This is a genomic window from Ruegeria sp. HKCCD6647-2, assembly GCF_057221075.1.
The window spans coordinates 1-17,059 of sequence record NZ_JBWVBD010000001.1; the positions used below are offsets into that span (position 1 = coordinate 1).

Sequence of the window (17,059 nt, forward strand, 5' to 3'; positions counted from 1 at the left end):
CACCCAACTCAACATGCAAAGCGTAAAGAGGCGTGCGCTTAATATCGGTCATCGGGAATTCCTTATCGCCCTGGATCGTCCAAATGGATCGGCGTCAGTTTGAAGGAAGCCGCACATTTTGCAACGGCCCGGTGAACCGTCGCCCGTGAGGCGGTGAAGAAACAGAGGTTTTCGCAGCGCGAAGGCGGTCATCTGAGCCTACAAAACAGACTAAGTTCATCTTGTATACGGGCGTATGCATTTTCAATGTTCCTATAGGAAACATTTTTCCCTTGCGCAACATCCCTGCAAGGATCACTTGTGCCGTTGTCACCTTGCCCCAAGCGTATCGCAATCCACTCGCGTGTTAGCAGTCAAAATTGCCGTTTCAAATTTGTATTTGGCCTTTCAGTTATCCGCCAATTGGCTCACCGCGTGGTTTAGCGCGCGCAATCCGGCGACCAAATCAGCCTCGGCAGTGTCCTCGGTAAAATCGTGGCTGATCCCGCCGATAGAGGGAACAAACAACATGGCGACCGGCATCAATCGCGATACGTTCGTCGCATCATGCAGCGCGCCCGAAGGCATCAATCGCCATTTTCCCGGGGCGATCTTGTCAGCCCCTTCTTCCAGCGCAAGGCGAAGGTGGGGATCCATGGAAACCGGCTCCAATCCCAGCATCGGTCCAAAATCCAGCTCCATGGAGCGTTGCCTAGCGACGTCTTGCGCCGTGGTTCGGATAATATCTTCCATCCGCGCAAGACGCTCGGCGTCACCGTCCCGCCATTGCATTGAGAATCGTACCCGACCGGGCACGATGGACGAGGCGTTGGGATGCAGATCGACCCGGCCAATGGTCCAGACGGTTTGGGGGGTGACGACGTTCCGGAACCGGTCATTGATCATCGCGTTGAACTGCGACAGGGCCTGAAACGCGTCACGCCGCAGGTGCATCGGCGTGGTGCCCGCGTGGTTCTGTTGGCCGTCAAACCCAATTACCATATCGCGAATGCCTACGATGTCCGTGACCACGCCAAGCTGTTCGCCTTGCGCGTCGAGCGAAGGCCCCTGCTCGATATGCATTTCGATGAAACCGCTAAAACGGGCGGGATCTACAAATTCCTGGGACAAATCCGCCATGGTCGACCGCGCGGTGGCGAAACTGACGCCTGCGGCATCAGTCAGCACATCTGCCTGCTCCAACGATAGACCGCGCGACCAAACTGCAGAACCGGTGGTGACGCCAAATCGTCCCTCTTCGTCCTGAAAACTCACGACCGAGATCGGACGATCGGTGGAACGGGCTACTTCAAGTGCGGCAATGACACCCAGTGCGCCATCCAGCCAACCGCCCTCGGGCTGGCTGTCGGAATGAGACCCCAGCAGGAGGGACCGACCCGGCGCCAAACCGAACAGGTTGCCAACGGGGTCGAAATGCGGTTGCAGACCGGCCTGTGTCATGCGGTCAGCCAGCCAACGGCGCGCGGCAATGTCGGCGTCGGAATATGCCGGGCGCACCACGCCTTTTCCAACACCTGAGGCTCCGAACTCGCGCAGCTTGTGCAGGTCAGCCAAAAAGCGGTTTTCATCAATGGCCATGGTTCCCCTTTCCCGCAGTTTCGCAAGACCATAGCCGCGAGGCACGACCGCAAACCACCCTGAAATCAGATTTTTCGCGGCGGCGGCGAAACACCTCTGGTCCGCGCCCGGAACCTGCCCTAAGACTTCGGCGCAAGAGGATCCGACATGTCGCATATCACACTGGTGCGTCACGGGCAGGCCAACACGGCCGCACGAGACGAGGCAAACTATGACAAGCTCAGCGAACTGGGCCATCAGCAGGCGCGCTGGCTGGGGACTCATCTGCGAGATACGCGCGCCCACCATCCCCGGGTTTATTGCGGCACACTGACCCGCCATCTGGAAACGGCAAGCAGCATGGGGTTGTCCGATCCAATCTGCGACCCGCGCCTGAACGAGATCGAGTATTTTAATCTGGCGCAGCTGTTTCAGCAGCAACATGGCGTGGAAGTTCCAACTGATCGCGAAGGCTTTGTCGAACATCTGCCCAGGACATTCGCCGCCTGGGCCAATGGTGACATCAGGGACGCGCCCGAAACTTTTGAACAATTCGAAACCCGCGTCCGCGATGCGTTACGGGACATCGGAACCGAAGGCGGACCAGCCATAGTCGTAACGTCGGGCGGGTTGATTTCGATGGTGGTGCGGCAGGCAATGGGGCTGGACATCCCTTCGATGGCGCGCGTGGCCCTTGCCATCATGAACACGTCGATGCATCGTCTGCACCCGATTGGCGCTCGGCTAAGCCCGGTTCTGTTCAATGCCGTTCCGCATCTCGAGACCCCGGACCGGCATTTCGCCCAGACGCATTTGTAACCCATTCGGAGGCTTCCTGATGCAGCTATATTATGCCCCCCGTACAATCTCGGTCGCTGTTGCGATTGCGTTGGAAGAGGCCGGGTTGGAATATGAGGCGATCCGCCTGAACTTTGCGGACGGGGAACAGACAAAACCGGCCTACAAGCAGATAAACCCCAAGGGCCGCGTCCCGGCCCTGGTCGTTGACGGAGGGATTCTGACCGAGACCGGCGCATTGCTGGATTACATCGCTGCAATCGCACCCAATGTCGGCCTCGTGCCCGATGATCCGATCATGGCGGCCCGAATGCGGGAGGTGATGTATTACCTGGCTTCCACAATGCATGTGAACCACGCCCACAAGTTGCGGGGGCATCGCTGGGCAAACAAGAAAACCAGTTGGAAAGATATGGCCGATAAAGTCCCTGAAACGATGGCTGCATCCTGTGAATACATCGTGTCGAACGGGCTGCGCGGGCCGCTGGTGTTGGGTGAACAGTTCTCCATGGCGGATGCGTATCTCTACGTCGTCTGCAGCTGGCTTGAAGGCGATGGCGTCGACGTCCCGGCCTTTCCCAAGATTGAAGCCTTTCGCGCGGCGATGGAGGCGCGTCCTTCCGTTCAGGCGGTCCGTGCCGCAGGAATGCTCTGAGAAAAGGAAATTGCATGACACATCTCTGGGTCCGGTCGGAACAGCGCCCGAACGAGGAGCGGGTGGGATTGACCCCCGAGGGCGCCGCCGCGTTGATCGCCGCGGGTATCCGCGTAACGGTCGAGGAAATCTCGGTTCGCGCCATCCCGATCGACGGCTACAAGGATGTTGGGTGCGAGATAACGCCCGAGAATTCCTGGCCCGATGCTCCGCTGGACGCCATCATCTTCGGCCTCAAGGAACTGCCCGAGGACGGTACGCCCCTGCCCCATCGTCACATCATGTTCGGCCATGCCTATAAGGGTCAGCATTCCGGCCGCGCGCTGTTGGAGCGGTTCAAGGCGGGCGGCGGAACGCTGTATGATCTGGAGTACCTCGTGGACGAAAACGGCAGACGGGTGGCTGCCTTCGGCTATTGGGCGGGATACGCAGGCGCAGCGGTCACACTCAAAACATGGGCCGCACAGCAAAGGGGTGAAGAATGTCCACCCGTCGGTGTTTATTCCGGCAAAGACGCGCTGAATGCCGAGTTGTTGGCAGAGCTGGATGCCACTGGTGCCAAACGCCCCCGCGCAATTGTTGTCGGCGCTTTGGGCCGCGTGGGTACAGGTGCTGCGGATCTCTGCGAGGCGATGGGCGTCAGCGTCACCAAATGGGACATGGCCGAGACCGCCAGCGGTGGACCGTTTCCCGAAATCCTGAACCATGATCTGTTCCTGAACTGCATCTTCGCGCGCCCTGGCACACCGGTCTTTGTCCCCCGCGAGGCGCTGAGCGCCCCGCGCAAACTGACAGCCATCGGCGACGTGGCCTGCGACCCGGACAGCGACTACAACCCGGTGCCGGTCTATGACCGCGCCACCACTTGGAATGCCCCCGCCCTGCGTGTGGCCACCGATCCGGTGATGGACGTGATGGCCATCGACAACCTGCCGTCGATGCTGCCGGTCGAAAGCTCGGAAGACTACGCCGCGCAATTGCTGCCCTCATTGCTGACCCTGACCGATCTGGGAAGTGGCATTTGGGGGCGGGCCGAAGCAACCTACAACACGCATATCGAAGGGATCTGAGCGATGACGATTCACTGGTGTGGCACCGGCCTGTCGGCCATCCCCGGCCTGCGCCGCCTGATTGGCGGCGGGAATGAGGTCACTGTCTGGAACCGGACCGTCGAAAAGGCGCAGGCCGAGGTCGGCGATCTGACCGATGACATCCGCGCCTTCGACCTCGACGCGCTGGGTGCGGTATTGGAAAAGGGCGACGTGATCGTTTCGATGCTGCCGGGCGACTGGCATGTACCGTTGGCGGAACTGGCGATTTCGAAAGAGGCGAACTTTGTCTCTTCGTCCTACATCGCACCCGAGATGCGCGCATTGGACGACAAGGCGCGCGCGGCCGGGGTCGCGCTAGTCAACGAGGTTGGGCTGGATCCGGGGATTGACCACCTGATGGCACACGCTCTGGTCGACGATTATCGCGCCTCGGATGCGTTCGATCCGCAAAATCACCTGAGTTTCATTTCGTATTGCGGCGGCATTCCGAAGGACCCCAACCCATTTCGGTACAAGTTTAGCTGGTCGCCCTTGGGCGTGCTTAAGGCGCTGCGCTCTCCATCAAAGTCGATCCGCGATTACGCGCCGCTGGACGTCGCCCGCCCGTGGGACGCGATCAGCAGCTATATCGCTCCGCTTCCCACACCGGAAAGTTTCGAAGTCTATCCGAACCGCGACTCGATCCCTTTCATGGAGCAGTACCAATTCGAGAAACACTGGCCCGTCAAGGAATTCGTCCGCGGCACCCTGCGTCTGAACGGTTGGGCGGATGCCTGGTCGGATGTTTTCCGCGAGATCGAAACCCTTACCGGCCCAGAAGGCGACGCCCGCCTGAAAGAGATGTCAGATCAATTTTGGGAAGAAAACGCCTATGACGAAGGCGAACCCGACCGTGTAGTCCTGTGCGTGGGGCTGAAGGCCGAAAAAGAGGGCCGCAAAGTCTGGCACAAAACTTATGTCATGGATGCATGGGGCGATGAACGCGGCACCGCCATGGCGCGCCTGGTATCGATCCCGGTGTCACTGGCGGTCGAAGCCGTTCTGAACCGCGCCATCCCTGCTGGTGTCCACGCCGCACCCAGCGATCCGAAACTGGTTCAGGGTTGGATGGCCGAGATCGACACGCTGGCGCAGCATTTGCAGATTGTGGATCACTCGGCAAGTTAGAGCAGTTTGCGTCTTCTGTTCCTCTTTGTCCTTCTCCCCAATGGGCAAAGTGGAACAGAACGAATTCAAATACCTGCACTGCTGCTGCAAACCGCCCTTCAACTTTCGTACGTGGCGGACACCCGTTTGCTGAACCATTGCAATGTCAATTGCCTGCACCGCAGCGGGACAGTCTTTTGCCTCGGCCAATACGGGACTATTTCTGAGTTCAACTAAAAGTTTTGTCCAGTTGCCAATGCCATTCTTCAAGACTGGACCGGCAAAAACGCCATTACCACCGGCATGGCGATCAGGTGAACAATATGAAAGCCACCATCTCGGACGACCTTTGGGAATCAGGGTTCATTCAATCAGCCAGAGATTATTTGGCGTCACCCTATTCAGCGCTTTCCGAGTTTGCCCACGACCTTTCTGAACACGGCACCCGAAAAGCTGTTTGATCCATGAGCCCGAACCGGGCCAAACAAAAAAGGGGTTAGGTGCTGTGCCTAACCCCTTTTCTATCCTGTTTTCAAATGTACTGAGCGATGATTGCTTCAACGTCGGTACGATTGATTCCAAGTTCGGACAGCTCATGGTCCGACAGGCGATTGAGTTCCTGAGCAGCGCACACGATGTCGCTGCTGATCGCGCGCATGCTCATTGCCCTGTCAAACAGCACCAGCGCGCTGCTTGAGATGCCTTTTTGGAACGTGGTGTCTGTATCCAGCATGTTCCTCACCTCCCTGATTGATCACAACGAAAGCGCCTGACGCAGGTGTCAGACCTACTGCTGGTAGGGTTGGTTGTGGTAGACGCTCTCGTATGCCCGGCGATGGATTTCATTGCGCGGGATGCCGATGTCTTCCAGCTGCCGGTCCGTCAGCTTGCTCAGCCTTTGAACCGTCCGTGAATAGATTCTACGGCGGAAATTCTCGACTTTCTTCTCGGTGTAGCCGGAGAGCAGGCTCGCAAAGAAGCCGTTCTGTGGCTTGGCTGTTTGTACGTGTTCCATATCTTTCTCCTTTATGTCCGAAATTCAGCTGTCTTCTGATTTCTGATAAAGGAGCGCCCCGTTAACGATTGAGGGGCAGGAAATTAAGAGTTCTTTATGATTTCTGTCGGGATAGCGGGGTCCGGCATTTGCATCAATTTTGACCGGAGATCGCGGCGAAACACGCCAAAACGGGCACAGGCGTCCGGATGCGGCCGTCCGACGCCCGAGCCAGGATCACATCAGGTCGTTTTCCACATCTTCAGCGGATATGCCCAACGCATCCAGACCATTCTCAAGATGGTCCGACATATGCGGTGTACCTATCAGGTAATCGGCGCAAGGGGTTGAGGCCTCGGATTTGGCGGTGGCGATGGCCTCGGCCAGATCTTCGGCGAAAAAGCTTTCGCGACCGATCCACATAACAGCGACCAGTTCGGCCTGCTCATCTTCGCCCATCCGATCGATAAAGGCGCGCAGTTCGCCCTCGGCCCGTTCCAGTTCGCGCCCCATCATGGCAACCTGAGCAATTTTTCTTGCGGAGATTTCCAGCATCTGTCCCAACTCCTCGTGTTCGCGGTTTCAGTCTATCAAAATCACCTGAAACAGTACCCGTCTTTGATCTTACGCAAGAAATGCGTCTTAGCGGCGGGCGCGCGACACTGTCTGTTCCGGAACCGGCGCCGTACGGAAGGGGCGGAAGGTTGCTTTTTTGAACCACAGCTTGACCGCCTGGTAGTGGATCAGAAATACAGCACGGCGCGCGCCGAATGGGCGCCGCAGCAAAGACCACAGAATGGTTTGATTGGTCAGCGGTTGTCGCGGTCCCGTAAGGGTTGCAATCAACCCGCCCCGCTGGCAGTCATAGTCGATCCAAACCCCAACGCGATCCTGCCGATAGTCAAAGCGGAACGTATATGTGCCAGCAATTTTTTGAAACGGCGAGACATGCATCAGCTTGTCAGTAACGATGCGATCAGTCGGCTCGATCGGTGACAAATCCGGCTTGTGGCACAGATAGCTGTGCCGAGTGCCATATGTGTTCGTCACTTCGGCCACAACTGCGAAAAGCTGGCCTTGAGTATTCAGACAGAACCAGAAGCTGACCGGATTGAAGACATGCCCGAACACCCTGGGCTGGGTCAGCAGCATCAATCGGGCCGGTTGCGGGACCTCAAGATCATCAAAGCGATCACGCAGCCAATCGGCCCCCCGGCCCTGTTTTGGCTCGCCCCCGTGGTCGGTGACACGCCAGTTTGTCAGGTTTGCGCGATTGATCGAGAACAGCGCCGGCGTGTCCAGCTGCACCTCTGGGTCCAACAGGATGTAGTCCACGGAATAGCGGAAGGCGTTTTCGATTTGCCCCTTGCGCCCGTGAAAGGTGTGCGCTGCAACTTGCTCTATTCCCGACATCCAGTAGCTACTCCCGGTCACTCAGCGCATGTGTAATTTCGCGTTCATCTCAGCACTTTGTCCAACATTTTCTACGTATCCCAAGGCGGAGGGGATCAAAAAAACAGGTTCGAGTGATCCGGCTTGGGTATCTACCCGTATTGTTGTTATGTTTACCGAGATCGACACAGTGACCCTGGACGACCCCGCGCCGATGTCAGGCGTTGACGCGCCCCGGATCGCGCGCAAACGTATCAGGGGCAAATCGGTGAACGGTGCGAAAGACATCTGCGAGACCCGGGCTGAATGGGTGGGCCACATAAAACGCATCCGCGATGCGCAGGATCAGGTGGCATTTGCAGAGCTGTTTCAGCATTTTGCACCGCGCATCAAGGCATTCCTGATCAAGTCTGGGTCTGACGCGACGCTGGCAGAGGAATGTGCGCAAGAAGTCATGGCAACCCTGTGGCATAAGGCGCATCTGTTCGATCCGACCCGCGCAACCGTTGCCACCTGGGTTTTCACGATTGCTCGGAACAAGCGCATTGATGTCCTGCGCAAGCAACGCCGCCCCGAACCCGAGGATCTTGGTTGGGGTCCCGAAGCGGAACCGGATCAGGATGACGTTATTGCGCTGCAGCAGGAAACCACGCAGCTGCGGAACGCTTTGTCGGCGTTGCCGGATGCGCAAAGGGAACTGATCGAAAAGGCTTATTTCGGCGATCTCAGCCATCGCGAAATCGCCTCTCAGACCGGATTGCCGCTGGGTACGATCAAATCACGTATACGGCTGGCGCTGGACCGCTTGCGCCATGCGATGAATTGAGATGACGATGATGCGACAAGATATCAAACATCACCTGACAGACGATCTGCTGATGGCTTACGCCGCAGGCTCACTGTCCGAAGCGTTCGACCTGATGGTCGCGACGCATATCTCGCTCTGCGACCACTGTCGTGCCCGGGCCGAAAGCTTTGAAGCCGTGGGCGGGCACGTACTTGAAGAGCAGTTGGACGTGGCACAATTGGGTGACGAGTCACTGGCTGCCACGATGGCGTTGATTGCGCAGGGAGCGCCGAAACCGAAACCAACGCGGCCCCCGTGTTCCGTGCTACCCACGCCCTTGCAGGATTACGTCGGCGGTGACGTGAACGCGATCCGCTGGCGAGCCATAGGCATGGGTGTCAAACAGGCGATCCTGCCGACGACTCGCGAGGCCACGGCGCGATTGCTGTTTATCCCGGCAGGTGCTGCTGTTCCGGATCACGGCCACAAAGGCATGGAATTGACCATGGTGCTGCAAGGTGCATTCACGGACGAGGTCGATCACTTTGCGCGCGGCGATGTCGAGATTGCTGATGAGAGCCTGGAGCACACACCCATCGCGGATATGTCCGAAGATTGCATTTGTCTGGCAGTCACGGATGCGCCTCTCAAGTTCAACAAACTGATGCCGCGACTGTTTCAGCCGTTTTTGCGGATTTGAATATTCATGGCCATCCGCGCGACCCGAAAGCGGTGATTGAATGGAGACAACCAAATGTTCAGACAGTTTCTTCTTGGCCTATCGCTGCTGTTTATCGGAACCGTTGCCTCGGCACAGATGACCGCAGACGTGAAGTTTCAACCCGGAAATTATGGAACGATGGTCAGCGGAACGATCACCGGGGATGAGTATTTCGACTATAGGCTGGGGGCCAAAGCCGGTCAGGAAATGTTTGCCGAGCTTCAGGTCAGCGACACGAACGGAAACGGTGTGATTTATTTCAACATTCTGCCACCAGGCAGCGATGGCGAAGCAATCTATATCGGTTCGATTGACGGCAATACCGCCCGGATCGACCTGCCCGAAAACGGAGATTACACGATCCGCGTCTACCTGATGGGCAATGATCGCAATACCGGCAAGACTGTCGGGTACAATCTGGACCTGTCGATCCAGTAGCGTCTAGGCTTCAGATTTGCCCAATGGAACTACATTGGGATGCTCGTCAGGGGCCAGTTCCTCGAAATCGAAATTGTCCAGCCGCTGCGCCCGGCGGCCAGCCTTTTCGGCACTGATCTTGATGTCCGAAATATCCTTGACCGCCTGTCCGAAATGGCGGTCGAGGTTAGCGACCCGGTCGCCCAGACGTTCGACATCCTTGTGCAGCATCCCGAGTTCCTTGCGAATTGCACCGGCCTGTTCGCGCATACGCGCGTCCTTCAAGATCGCCCGCATGGTGTTCAGTGTCGCCATGCAGGTCGTGGGCGAGACAATCCAGACACGTTTGGAAAAGCTCTCCTGCACCAATTCCGGGAACTTGGCGTGCAATTCCGCATAGACGGCCTCGGAGGGCAGGAACATCAACGCGCCATCAGCTGTTTCGCCGTCCAGGATGTACTTTTCAGAGATGTCGGTGATGTGTTTGCGCACTGTGGCGCGGAACATCTGCACCGCCGCTTTCAGTTCGGCGTCATTGGTTGAGCCGATCAGCGCTTCATAGGCTTCCAAAGGGAACTTACTGTCGATTACGATCGGCCCCGGAGGGTTCGGCAATTTGATCAGACAATCGGCACGCCGCCCGTTTGACAGCGTCGCTTGCAACTGGAAGCTGTCCCGAGGCAACGCTTTCGAGACGATGTCATTCAGTTGAATCTCACCAAACGCGCCGCGGGTCTGCTTGTTCGACAGAATGTCCTGCAATGTCAGAACGTCCCCCGAAAGTTTGGTGATGTTGTCCTGCGCCTTGTCGATGGCGGCCAGCCGCTCCTGCAATTGGGTCAGAGAAGTTGCGGTCTGTTTGGACGATCCGTGCAGCGATTCTTTCATCCGCTCCTGCATCTCGGCCAGCGCGCGCGCCGATTTCATCGCATTGTCCGCAAGCCGGTCATTCATCTGCTGCTGAACCGAGGACAGGCGGGATTCGACCGTCTGGATCACTTGTACCTGCGCATTGGCCTGGGTGTCCGAGACATGCTGCAACCCGCCGCGCAATTGCTCCTGCCCTTGGCCCAGTTGCTGAACATGCTGACCCAAATGGGCCATTTGGCGCGCCAGAGGCTCCGTCAACCGGGCCGAGCGGTTGGCCGCGCGCAACGACAGAAACAGCAGCAGCAGAATCAACACGATGACTCCGGACCCGATCAGGATCACGGGGTCGTCCAATGCCATTTCAGTTCCAGCAATCTCGATCATATCGCCTCGGATGTTCTTGTTTTATTCTTCATAGCCCGGCAAGGCCATAGGATCAACTGCGCCCGAACAGACGCTCGATATCGCTCAGCTTCAGTTCGACATAGGTGGGCCGCCCGTGATTGCACTGACCCGAATGCGGTGTAGCTTCCATCTCGCGCAACAGGGCGTTCATTTCCTCGGCCCGCATCCGACGGCCCGAGCGGACCGAGCCATGGCACGCCACCCGACTGAGGATTGCCTCGATCCGCACCTGAACGCTTTGGCTGTCACCCTGATCGGCCAGCTCATCAAGGATATCCAGAACCATCGCGCGGGCATCGACCTCGCCCAGGATGGCGGGGGTTTCGCGCACCGCGACCGCGCCGCCGCCAAACGGCTCGATGGTCAAACCAAGGCGTGACAGGTCGTCGGCCGCCGCCATCAGACGGGCACAATCCCCTTCGGAAAGTTCCACGATTTCAGGGATCAGAAGCGCCTGCGCGGCGACATCGTTTTCGGCCATCTGGCGCTTCAGCTTCTCGTACACCAGTCGCTCATGCGCGGCGTGCTGATCGACGATCACCATGCCATCCGCAGTCTGGGCGATGATATAGTTCTCATGCACCTGTCCGCGTGCCGCGCCCAGTGGCAGCTCATCGGCAGATGTGTCGGGAGCATCCGGAATCTGTGCGGGCGTGGTCACCGGTTCGACAATGCTGCCGCTATAGTCTTTCGCCATTTCGGCAAAGCCCGGAGATTGGGCCCGAAAAGCTGCCTGCCGCGCCGATGGAGAGGGCCGGTCCATCTGGTACACGCGCGCCGGACCCGCCGAAGCTGGTTTAGGTCGCATCGCCCCCAGCGTTGCGTTGGCCACGGTTGAAGACGCCCGGTGCCCGGCTTCGGCCAGCGCATGGCGCAGCGCCGAAACGATCAGTCCGCGCGCCAGACCCGGATCGCGGAACCGCACTTCGGATTTCGCAGGATGCACATTCACATCCACCAAATTCGGATCACAATCGATGAACAGTGCCGCAGCCGGATGTCGGTCGCGGCTGAGGAAATCGAAATAGGCCGCACGCAACGCGCCGGTCAGCATCTTGTCACGCACCGGACGCCCGTTGACGAACAGGTACTGCGCAACCGCCGCACCGCGTGAATAAGTCGGCAAGGCAGCATAGCCATAAAGACGAATGCCGTCTCGCGTGGCGTCGATCTGCAGGGCGTTTTCTGCAAACTCCCGTCCCAGAACGCGCGCCAGTCGCGCGTGCAGCGCGTCGAACAAGTCGCCGTTTTCACGGTCGGCACGGAAGGTCACGCGCCCTTCGCCGCCGCCAGAAACATCGCGCAGGGTAAATGTAACCGCCGGTTCCGCCATAGCCAGACGCTTCACTGTGTCCGAGATCGCCTGCGCCTCGGCCCGGTCAGTACGCATGAACTTCAGGCGCGCCGGTGTTGCAAAGAACAGGTCACGCAGTTCCACAACCGTTCCGGCCCGCAGGGCAGCCGGCTTTACTGGCCCGATCTTGCCACCTGCAACAAGGATCGTGGCAGCTTCGTCCCCCGGCATCCGGCTGGTGATCGTTAGCCGCCCGACCGCCCCCAAAGACGGTAGCGCCTCACCGCGGAACCCGAACGTGTGAATGTTCAACAGATCCGAGCCGTCGATCTTCGAGGTCGCATGGCGTGACAGAGCCAGAGGCAAATCCGCGGCCGCAATTCCACATCCGTCATCGGTGACGCGGATCAGCGTCTTGCCCCCGTCGGCAATGTCAATGGCGATGCGCGTCGCCCCGGCATCGATCGCGTTTTCCACCAACTCCTTGACGGCCGAGGCCGGGCGCTCCACTACTTCGCCTGCAGCAATCCTGTTGATTGCCGCGTCATCAAGCTGTCGGATGACCGGGCGTTTTTGGCTCATATTGGGGATTGTCTGCACCATACCGCTAGACCTAGCACAACACGGCGCGATTCTGCCACCTATTTGAAACGTAATACGCTGGCCAGAAAAAGCCCCGTCCGGCCCACGTTCAATGCTACCAACAGGTCGGAAATTGTGAACGAGGGACCGAACGGGTCGTGGTGAGTGGTTGCTATATGGTTAACACTTGAAGCAGCGTTACCACAAAAAGGTGAACAAATCCGCATATGTATGCCCGTTGTTTCCATTTAAGCAAATATTAGCCGATTTCCGGCGGCGATGACTGGCGGGATGACGCCAAATCAAGTGGCAACCGGTGCGCCGGCCCGGTTTCGACATGGGCCGAACACCGCGCTTAGTGCCAAAATCAAACCGGACATCGTGGCGATCATACCTGCTGCACTGACGGCACCCGCTCCGCCCAGCCACAGCGGGCCGTAACCGGCCAGCACGTACCCTGACACCGCGGATACAACGGCGAAGAGAACGCTCCACGCGATCTGTGCCTCGAGCCGGTTGGTCATCATGCGCGCGGCGGCAGGTGGGCAGATAAACATGGCGATCACGATGATCGAACCGACGGCATCAAAAGCTGCCACCGCAGCAATCGCGGCCGTGATCACCAGCGCCATACCCAAAACCCCGGTGCGGATGCCGATCGTACGGGCAAACCCTTCGTCAAAGGTCGAGATTTTGAGCGGCCGCCAGAACAGCCAGGTGAACAGGGTCACGCCGATCAGGGTCAGTGCGATCCGCGGCAGCTCCGGCGGCAAGCCCGCCAATGCTTGCGGGTCCATCAGCGAGGACCAGCCCGTCGCGTCCAGCCAGATCAGGCTTTCCAGATTGCCGTACAGCGCATGTTCCACGTCCAGATGCACGGTCGAGGTATCGGTCTGTTCCAGCAACAATACACCCGCTGCAAACATGGTGGTGAAGACGACACCCATGGCAGCACCAGGTTCGATCTGACCCAGACGGCGGACTGTTTCAATCAGAATAACTGCGACCACGGAGGCGCCCGCAGCGCCCAGCATCATCGGCCAGGTCGAAATCACACCGGTCAGCAGAAATGCCACCACGATACCGGGTAGCACAACATGGCTGATCGCATCGCCGATCAGGGCCTGTTTGCGCAATACAAGAAAGTTTCCGGGCAAAGCGCAGGCGATTGCGGCGAAGGTGCCTATCAGCAGGGGGGTCAGCGAGAGGGGGACAAATTCTGCTCCGCTCATGGCGAAACCTCCTGTGGGCCACCAATTCGGCGGTCGATCTCGGCGATCTGGTCGCGGGTCAAAACCGTCTCGATATCGCGTAGCCCGTCGTAAAGCGCTGCTGTGGCCTCATGGGCCTGATCGGCACGAACGATTTCCCACCGTTTTTCGTCGCGAAGCGCCTTGGCGGCGCGCGCTTTGCCGGTCTCGGTCGCCACGCCATCGGCGCGCACGATTTCCGCACGGCGCAACAGGCGTAGCGTCAGCGGTTCATAGATCTTTTGACCTTGTGCCAAGGCCAGTAGGCCCTGCCGAATATGTACCCTGCGCTGGAACCGCAAATGGTGCAAAAGGGCTGCCAGAACACCGCGCACCGGTGCCAGAAAGATGGAAATTGCGAAGAACCCGAAACTCACCAGAACGATGATCGGACCAGTCGGCAGGTTGGGGGCCGAAGCGGACAGGGCCGCGCCCAGATAGCCGGCCAGACCGCCGGCCAAACCGGCCAGAAGAACAACGCGATCAGATCGATCCGACCAGAAGCGGGCGGTCACGGGAGGTATTATCAGCAGGGCAACGATCAGGATCAGGCCAACAATTTTCAGCCCGACGACGGTCACCGCCATGACCAGACCCATCATTGCAAGATCAACCCGGTGTACAGGCACGCCTCGCGCCGTAGCGTATTCGGGATCAAAAGCAACCATCACCATCGGCCTGCGCAGGATCATGACCAGAACCAGGGTCGCCGCTCCACCGATTGCGATGATCATCGCATCCGCCCAGAGCATTCCTGCCGTTGAGCCAAGCAAAAAACCTTCGAGCCCCGCCTGACGCCCGGCGCCCATGGTCTGAATGACGGTCAGCAATACGATGCCGAACCCAAAGAAAACGGAAAGAACTGCACCGATGGCGGCATCCTCGGCCAGCCGCGTGTGCCGTGTCAGCCAGTTCATGCACAGCAGCCCCACCCAGGCGGACACGGCCGATCCGGCCAGAAGACCGATCAGGTTACGCCCGTCGCCCCCAAGGGCAACCAGCGCCATAAAGGCCAGGCACACGCCCGGAAGCGTCGCGTGGCTGATCGCATCGCTCACCAGCGCGCGTTTGCGCAGGAACAGGAATGTCCCGGTCACACCGGCAGACACACCCAGCAAGGTCGCGCCAATGGCGACCAGCGTGGCGTTATAGCCAAGCTGCAGGCTCAGAGCATCCCAAAGCATGAATTACCCCAAAGCGCGCGAAATCTGGTCGATCTGCGCCGTGGCCAATCGCCCGCCATAGGCGGATTGCAGCGTTTCGGCGGTAAAGGCCTCCGAGACCGGACCTTCGGCAACCTTTCGGGTATTGATCAGGAACACATGGTCGAAATAGTCCGTTACGGTGGCCAGATCGTGGTGCACGGTGATGACCGTCTTGCCGGCCTCTTTCAGCGCCTTCAACACGGCGATGATGGCTTTTTCCGTGGCCGCATCAACGCCGGCAAAGGGTTCGTCCAGCAGGTACAGATCGGCATCCTGCGCCAGAGCACGAGCCAGAAAGACCCGCTGTTGCTGACCGCCGGAGAGCTGCCCGATCTGACGATCCGCAAAGTCGCGCATACCGACGCGGTGCAAGCAGTCCATCGCGCGGGACAGATGCCGGGCACGGACTCGGCCCAGCAGGCCCAGCTCACGCGACAGACCCATCAGTACGACGTCAAGCACGCGCGTCGGGAAATCCCAATCCACGCTGGAGCGCTGAGGAACATAGGCAATTCGCGCGCGCTGCCGGTCTATCGGCTGACCGAAAACAGTTACCTGCCCGGACAGCGGCTTCAAAATGCCCAATGCCGCCTTGAGCAGCGTCGACTTTCCTGCTCCGTTCGGGCCGATGATCGCCGTCATCGCCCCGGGTTGCGCGGTCATGTCCACGGAAAACACGGCCGGCTTCTGACCGTAAGAGACTGTCAGCCCCCGAATGGCCAGCGGGCTGTTCGCGATCCCCGGATCTTCGACCGCGATCCCCTGAACGGATGCAAGCTCGAGCGTCATTCAAAACCCCGCGGACAATTTGCTGTTCATTCCGCGCGCGGGGGCATCTGCGCCCAGCGCCCGTGCGATAACGGTGATGTTGTGATCCAGCATCCCGATATATGTGCCTTCGTATGTGCCCGGCTCACCCATGGCATCGGAATACAGCTCTCCGCCAACGGTGACATCGTGCCCTTTGGCCGCAGCGCCTTCGATCAAGGCCCGCATCGAGCGGTCTGAAACCGAACTTTCGACAAACACAGCCGTTAGCTGACGATCCACCAGCGTATCAACCAGTTCACCGACCCGGTTCAGGCCTGCTTCGGATTGAGTCGAGATGCCCTGAATGCCCAACACCTCATAGCCGAATTCCTCACCAAAATAGCCAAAGGCGTCGTGGGCGGTGACCAGAACGCGATTGTTTTCGGGCACATCGGCAAGAACCTGTTTGCCATATGCATCCAACTGGTCGATCTGCGCCAGAAACGCCTGTGTGTTGGCCTCAAATTCCTCGGCGGCTTCGGGCCGCGCGTCCGTCAATGCCTTTTGCACCTGAACCACCACGTCGCGCCATAGAACCGGGCTCATCCAAAGATGAGGATCGTATTTGTCCGCGTAATCGTCATGCGCACGCAGCTTGGACTTATCCACGCCGTCCGCCACCGCGACGACATTCCGCTTGCGGCCGAGGTCGTGAAAGAACTCTTCCATCTGCGCTTCCAGATAGAGCCCATGCCACAGGATCAGATCAGCGCGTGTCATAGCCACGATGTCACTGCGGGTCTGGCGGTAGGCGTGCGGATCGACGCCCGGCCCCATCAGGCCTTTCACCTCGACCTGATCACCTCCGACCTGCCGCGCGGCGTCGGCGATCATGCCGGTCGTGGCGACCACCTTGAGTGGCGCCTGCGCCCAGGCGGCAAACGGCAGAGCAGTGGCGAAGGCAATTGCTGCAAGAAAGCTGCGACGAATCATTTCCGACCCCATTTCGGTATCCAGTTGAGAATGAATATGCGAACCATTCGCAACCAAGTCAACGCAATTGAGAATTATTCGCAAGAAAACCCCTGTTTTGTCCAATTGGTCAAATTTTTTTGCTTCGCACCCCTCAGGTGCCTTCCATTTGCTCGTGTCCCATGCGAATTTGGCGCAAATCTCCCAAAGGA

The 17,059-nt window shown here is 58.8% G+C and carries 18 protein-coding genes; 7 read left to right on the forward strand and 11 right to left on the reverse strand.

Going from position 1 to position 17,059, the window contains the following annotated elements:
- Positions 1-387: 387 nt before the first annotated feature.
- Positions 388-1,578 carry a Zn-dependent hydrolase gene (locus AC2TDJ_RS00005; protein WP_480837975.1) on the reverse strand — a complete coding sequence of 397 codons (1,191 nt, stop codon included), beginning with the start codon at positions 1,576-1,578 and terminating at the stop codon, positions 388-390.
- Positions 1,579-1,725: 147 nt separating this feature from the next.
- Between AC2TDJ_RS00005 and AC2TDJ_RS00010 the strand changes: the two genes are divergently transcribed.
- The 4 genes from AC2TDJ_RS00010 to AC2TDJ_RS00025 are packed head-to-tail and all read left to right on the forward strand — an operon-like array spanning position 1,726 to position 5,229.
- Positions 1,726-2,376, forward strand: coding sequence for a histidine phosphatase family protein (locus AC2TDJ_RS00010; protein WP_480837977.1), 651 nt, complete (start codon positions 1,726-1,728; stop codon positions 2,374-2,376).
- Positions 2,377-2,395: 19 nt separating this feature from the next.
- Positions 2,396-3,010 carry a glutathione S-transferase family protein gene (locus AC2TDJ_RS00015; protein WP_480837979.1) on the forward strand — a complete coding sequence of 205 codons (615 nt, stop codon included), beginning with the start codon at positions 2,396-2,398 and terminating at the stop codon, positions 3,008-3,010.
- 14 nt (positions 3,011-3,024) lie between these two features.
- Positions 3,025-4,080: a saccharopine dehydrogenase gene (locus AC2TDJ_RS00020; protein ID WP_480837980.1), complete on the forward strand. Its 1,056-nt coding sequence runs from the start codon at positions 3,025-3,027 to the stop codon at positions 4,078-4,080.
- Between the two features lie 3 nt (positions 4,081-4,083).
- A complete protein-coding gene (locus AC2TDJ_RS00025; protein ID WP_480837982.1) occupies positions 4,084-5,229 on the forward strand; it encodes a saccharopine dehydrogenase family protein in 1,146 nt (381 codons plus the stop codon).
- Between the two features lie 511 nt (positions 5,230-5,740).
- Here the strand turns inward: AC2TDJ_RS00025 and AC2TDJ_RS00030 are convergent.
- The 4 genes from AC2TDJ_RS00030 to AC2TDJ_RS00045 all read right to left on the reverse strand — a co-directional run bounded on the left by AC2TDJ_RS00030 (position 5,741) and on the right by AC2TDJ_RS00045 (position 7,615).
- The gene (locus tag AC2TDJ_RS00030; protein WP_480837984.1) at positions 5,741-5,941 is read right to left on the reverse strand and encodes a DUF1127 domain-containing protein; all 201 of its coding nucleotides are present in this window, start codon (positions 5,939-5,941) and stop codon (positions 5,741-5,743) included.
- 54 nt (positions 5,942-5,995) lie between these two features.
- Complete coding sequence (locus tag AC2TDJ_RS00035; RefSeq protein WP_480837986.1) at positions 5,996-6,223, reverse strand: DUF1127 domain-containing protein; 228 nt, start codon at positions 6,221-6,223, stop codon at positions 5,996-5,998.
- Positions 6,224-6,439: 216 nt separating this feature from the next.
- Positions 6,440-6,757 carry a DUF3775 domain-containing protein gene (locus tag AC2TDJ_RS00040; RefSeq protein ID WP_480837988.1) on the reverse strand — a complete coding sequence of 106 codons (318 nt, stop codon included), beginning with the start codon at positions 6,755-6,757 and terminating at the stop codon, positions 6,440-6,442.
- Between the two features lie 87 nt (positions 6,758-6,844).
- A complete protein-coding gene (locus tag AC2TDJ_RS00045; RefSeq protein WP_480837990.1) occupies positions 6,845-7,615 on the reverse strand; it encodes a DUF1365 domain-containing protein in 771 nt (256 codons plus the stop codon).
- 148 nt (positions 7,616-7,763) lie between these two features.
- On the opposite strand from AC2TDJ_RS00045, the gene AC2TDJ_RS00050 reads away from it, so the two are divergent.
- The 3 genes from AC2TDJ_RS00050 to AC2TDJ_RS00060 are packed head-to-tail and all read left to right on the forward strand — an operon-like array spanning position 7,764 to position 9,540.
- Complete coding sequence (locus AC2TDJ_RS00050) at positions 7,764-8,420, forward strand: sigma-70 family RNA polymerase sigma factor (protein WP_480837992.1); 657 nt, start codon at positions 7,764-7,766, stop codon at positions 8,418-8,420.
- A gap of 10 nt (positions 8,421-8,430) precedes the next feature.
- A complete protein-coding gene (locus AC2TDJ_RS00055) occupies positions 8,431-9,081 on the forward strand; it encodes a ChrR family anti-sigma-E factor (protein WP_480840174.1) in 651 nt (216 codons plus the stop codon).
- Between the two features lie 54 nt (positions 9,082-9,135).
- Positions 9,136-9,540 carry a hypothetical protein gene (locus tag AC2TDJ_RS00060; RefSeq protein WP_480837994.1) on the forward strand — a complete coding sequence of 135 codons (405 nt, stop codon included), beginning with the start codon at positions 9,136-9,138 and terminating at the stop codon, positions 9,538-9,540.
- Between the two features lie 3 nt (positions 9,541-9,543).
- On the opposite strand, the gene AC2TDJ_RS00065 is transcribed toward AC2TDJ_RS00060, so the two are convergent.
- The 6 genes from AC2TDJ_RS00065 to AC2TDJ_RS00090 form a co-directional block, all read right to left on the reverse strand.
- A complete protein-coding gene (locus AC2TDJ_RS00065; protein WP_480837996.1) occupies positions 9,544-10,773 on the reverse strand; it encodes a DNA recombination protein RmuC in 1,230 nt (409 codons plus the stop codon).
- A gap of 52 nt (positions 10,774-10,825) precedes the next feature.
- Positions 10,826-12,691 (reverse strand): DNA mismatch repair endonuclease MutL, encoded by a 1,866-nt coding sequence (gene mutL, locus AC2TDJ_RS00070; protein WP_480837998.1) that lies wholly within the window; start codon positions 12,689-12,691, stop codon positions 10,826-10,828.
- 281 nt (positions 12,692-12,972) lie between these two features.
- Positions 12,973-13,902, reverse strand: coding sequence for a metal ABC transporter permease (locus tag AC2TDJ_RS00075; protein WP_480838000.1), 930 nt, complete (start codon positions 13,900-13,902; stop codon positions 12,973-12,975).
- The gene (locus AC2TDJ_RS00080; RefSeq protein ID WP_480838002.1) at positions 13,899-15,104 is read right to left on the reverse strand and encodes a metal ABC transporter permease; all 1,206 of its coding nucleotides are present in this window, start codon (positions 15,102-15,104) and stop codon (positions 13,899-13,901) included. The genes AC2TDJ_RS00075 and AC2TDJ_RS00080 overlap by 4 nt, the downstream gene beginning before the upstream one ends.
- Positions 15,105-15,107: 3 nt before the next feature.
- Entirely contained in the window at positions 15,108-15,914 is an 807-nt protein-coding gene (locus tag AC2TDJ_RS00085; protein WP_480838004.1) for a metal ABC transporter ATP-binding protein, read from the reverse strand.
- On the reverse strand, positions 15,915-16,868 hold the full coding sequence (locus AC2TDJ_RS00090) for a metal ABC transporter solute-binding protein, Zn/Mn family (RefSeq protein ID WP_480838006.1): 954 nt from the start codon (positions 16,866-16,868) through the stop codon (positions 15,915-15,917).
- Between the last annotated feature and the right edge of the window lie 191 nt (positions 16,869-17,059).

What these genes read in the sequence shown, in the direction of transcription:
- AC2TDJ_RS00005 (WP_480837975.1), bottom strand. Translation starts at nt 1,578, where the DNA reads ATGGCCATTGATGAAAACCGCTTTTTGGCTGACCTGCACAAGCTGCGC.
- AC2TDJ_RS00010 (WP_480837977.1), top strand. Translation starts at nt 1,726, where the DNA reads ATGTCGCATATCACACTGGTGCGTCACGGGCAGGCCAACACGGCCGCA.
- AC2TDJ_RS00015 (WP_480837979.1), top strand. Translation starts at nt 2,396, where the DNA reads ATGCAGCTATATTATGCCCCCCGTACAATCTCGGTCGCTGTTGCGATT.
- AC2TDJ_RS00020 (WP_480837980.1), top strand. Translation starts at nt 3,025, where the DNA reads ATGACACATCTCTGGGTCCGGTCGGAACAGCGCCCGAACGAGGAGCGG.
- AC2TDJ_RS00025 (WP_480837982.1), top strand. Translation starts at nt 4,084, where the DNA reads ATGACGATTCACTGGTGTGGCACCGGCCTGTCGGCCATCCCCGGCCTG.
- AC2TDJ_RS00030 (WP_480837984.1), bottom strand. Translation starts at nt 5,941, where the DNA reads ATGCTGGATACAGACACCACGTTCCAAAAAGGCATCTCAAGCAGCGCG.
- AC2TDJ_RS00035 (WP_480837986.1), bottom strand. Translation starts at nt 6,223, where the DNA reads ATGGAACACGTACAAACAGCCAAGCCACAGAACGGCTTCTTTGCGAGC.
- AC2TDJ_RS00040 (WP_480837988.1), bottom strand. Translation starts at nt 6,757, where the DNA reads ATGCTGGAAATCTCCGCAAGAAAAATTGCTCAGGTTGCCATGATGGGG.
- AC2TDJ_RS00045 (WP_480837990.1), bottom strand. Translation starts at nt 7,615, where the DNA reads ATGTCGGGAATAGAGCAAGTTGCAGCGCACACCTTTCACGGGCGCAAG.
- AC2TDJ_RS00050 (WP_480837992.1), top strand. Translation starts at nt 7,764, where the DNA reads ATGTTTACCGAGATCGACACAGTGACCCTGGACGACCCCGCGCCGATG.
- AC2TDJ_RS00055 (WP_480840174.1), top strand. Translation starts at nt 8,431, where the DNA reads ATGCGACAAGATATCAAACATCACCTGACAGACGATCTGCTGATGGCT.
- AC2TDJ_RS00060 (WP_480837994.1), top strand. Translation starts at nt 9,136, where the DNA reads ATGTTCAGACAGTTTCTTCTTGGCCTATCGCTGCTGTTTATCGGAACC.
- AC2TDJ_RS00065 (WP_480837996.1), bottom strand. Translation starts at nt 10,773, where the DNA reads ATGATCGAGATTGCTGGAACTGAAATGGCATTGGACGACCCCGTGATC.
- mutL (WP_480837998.1), bottom strand. Translation starts at nt 12,691, where the DNA reads ATGGTGCAGACAATCCCCAATATGAGCCAAAAACGCCCGGTCATCCGA.
- AC2TDJ_RS00075 (WP_480838000.1), bottom strand. Translation starts at nt 13,902, where the DNA reads ATGAGCGGAGCAGAATTTGTCCCCCTCTCGCTGACCCCCCTGCTGATA.
- AC2TDJ_RS00080 (WP_480838002.1), bottom strand. Translation starts at nt 15,104, where the DNA reads ATGCTTTGGGATGCTCTGAGCCTGCAGCTTGGCTATAACGCCACGCTG.
- AC2TDJ_RS00085 (WP_480838004.1), bottom strand. Translation starts at nt 15,914, where the DNA reads ATGACGCTCGAGCTTGCATCCGTTCAGGGGATCGCGGTCGAAGATCCG.
- AC2TDJ_RS00090 (WP_480838006.1), bottom strand. Translation starts at nt 16,868, where the DNA reads ATGATTCGTCGCAGCTTTCTTGCAGCAATTGCCTTCGCCACTGCTCTG.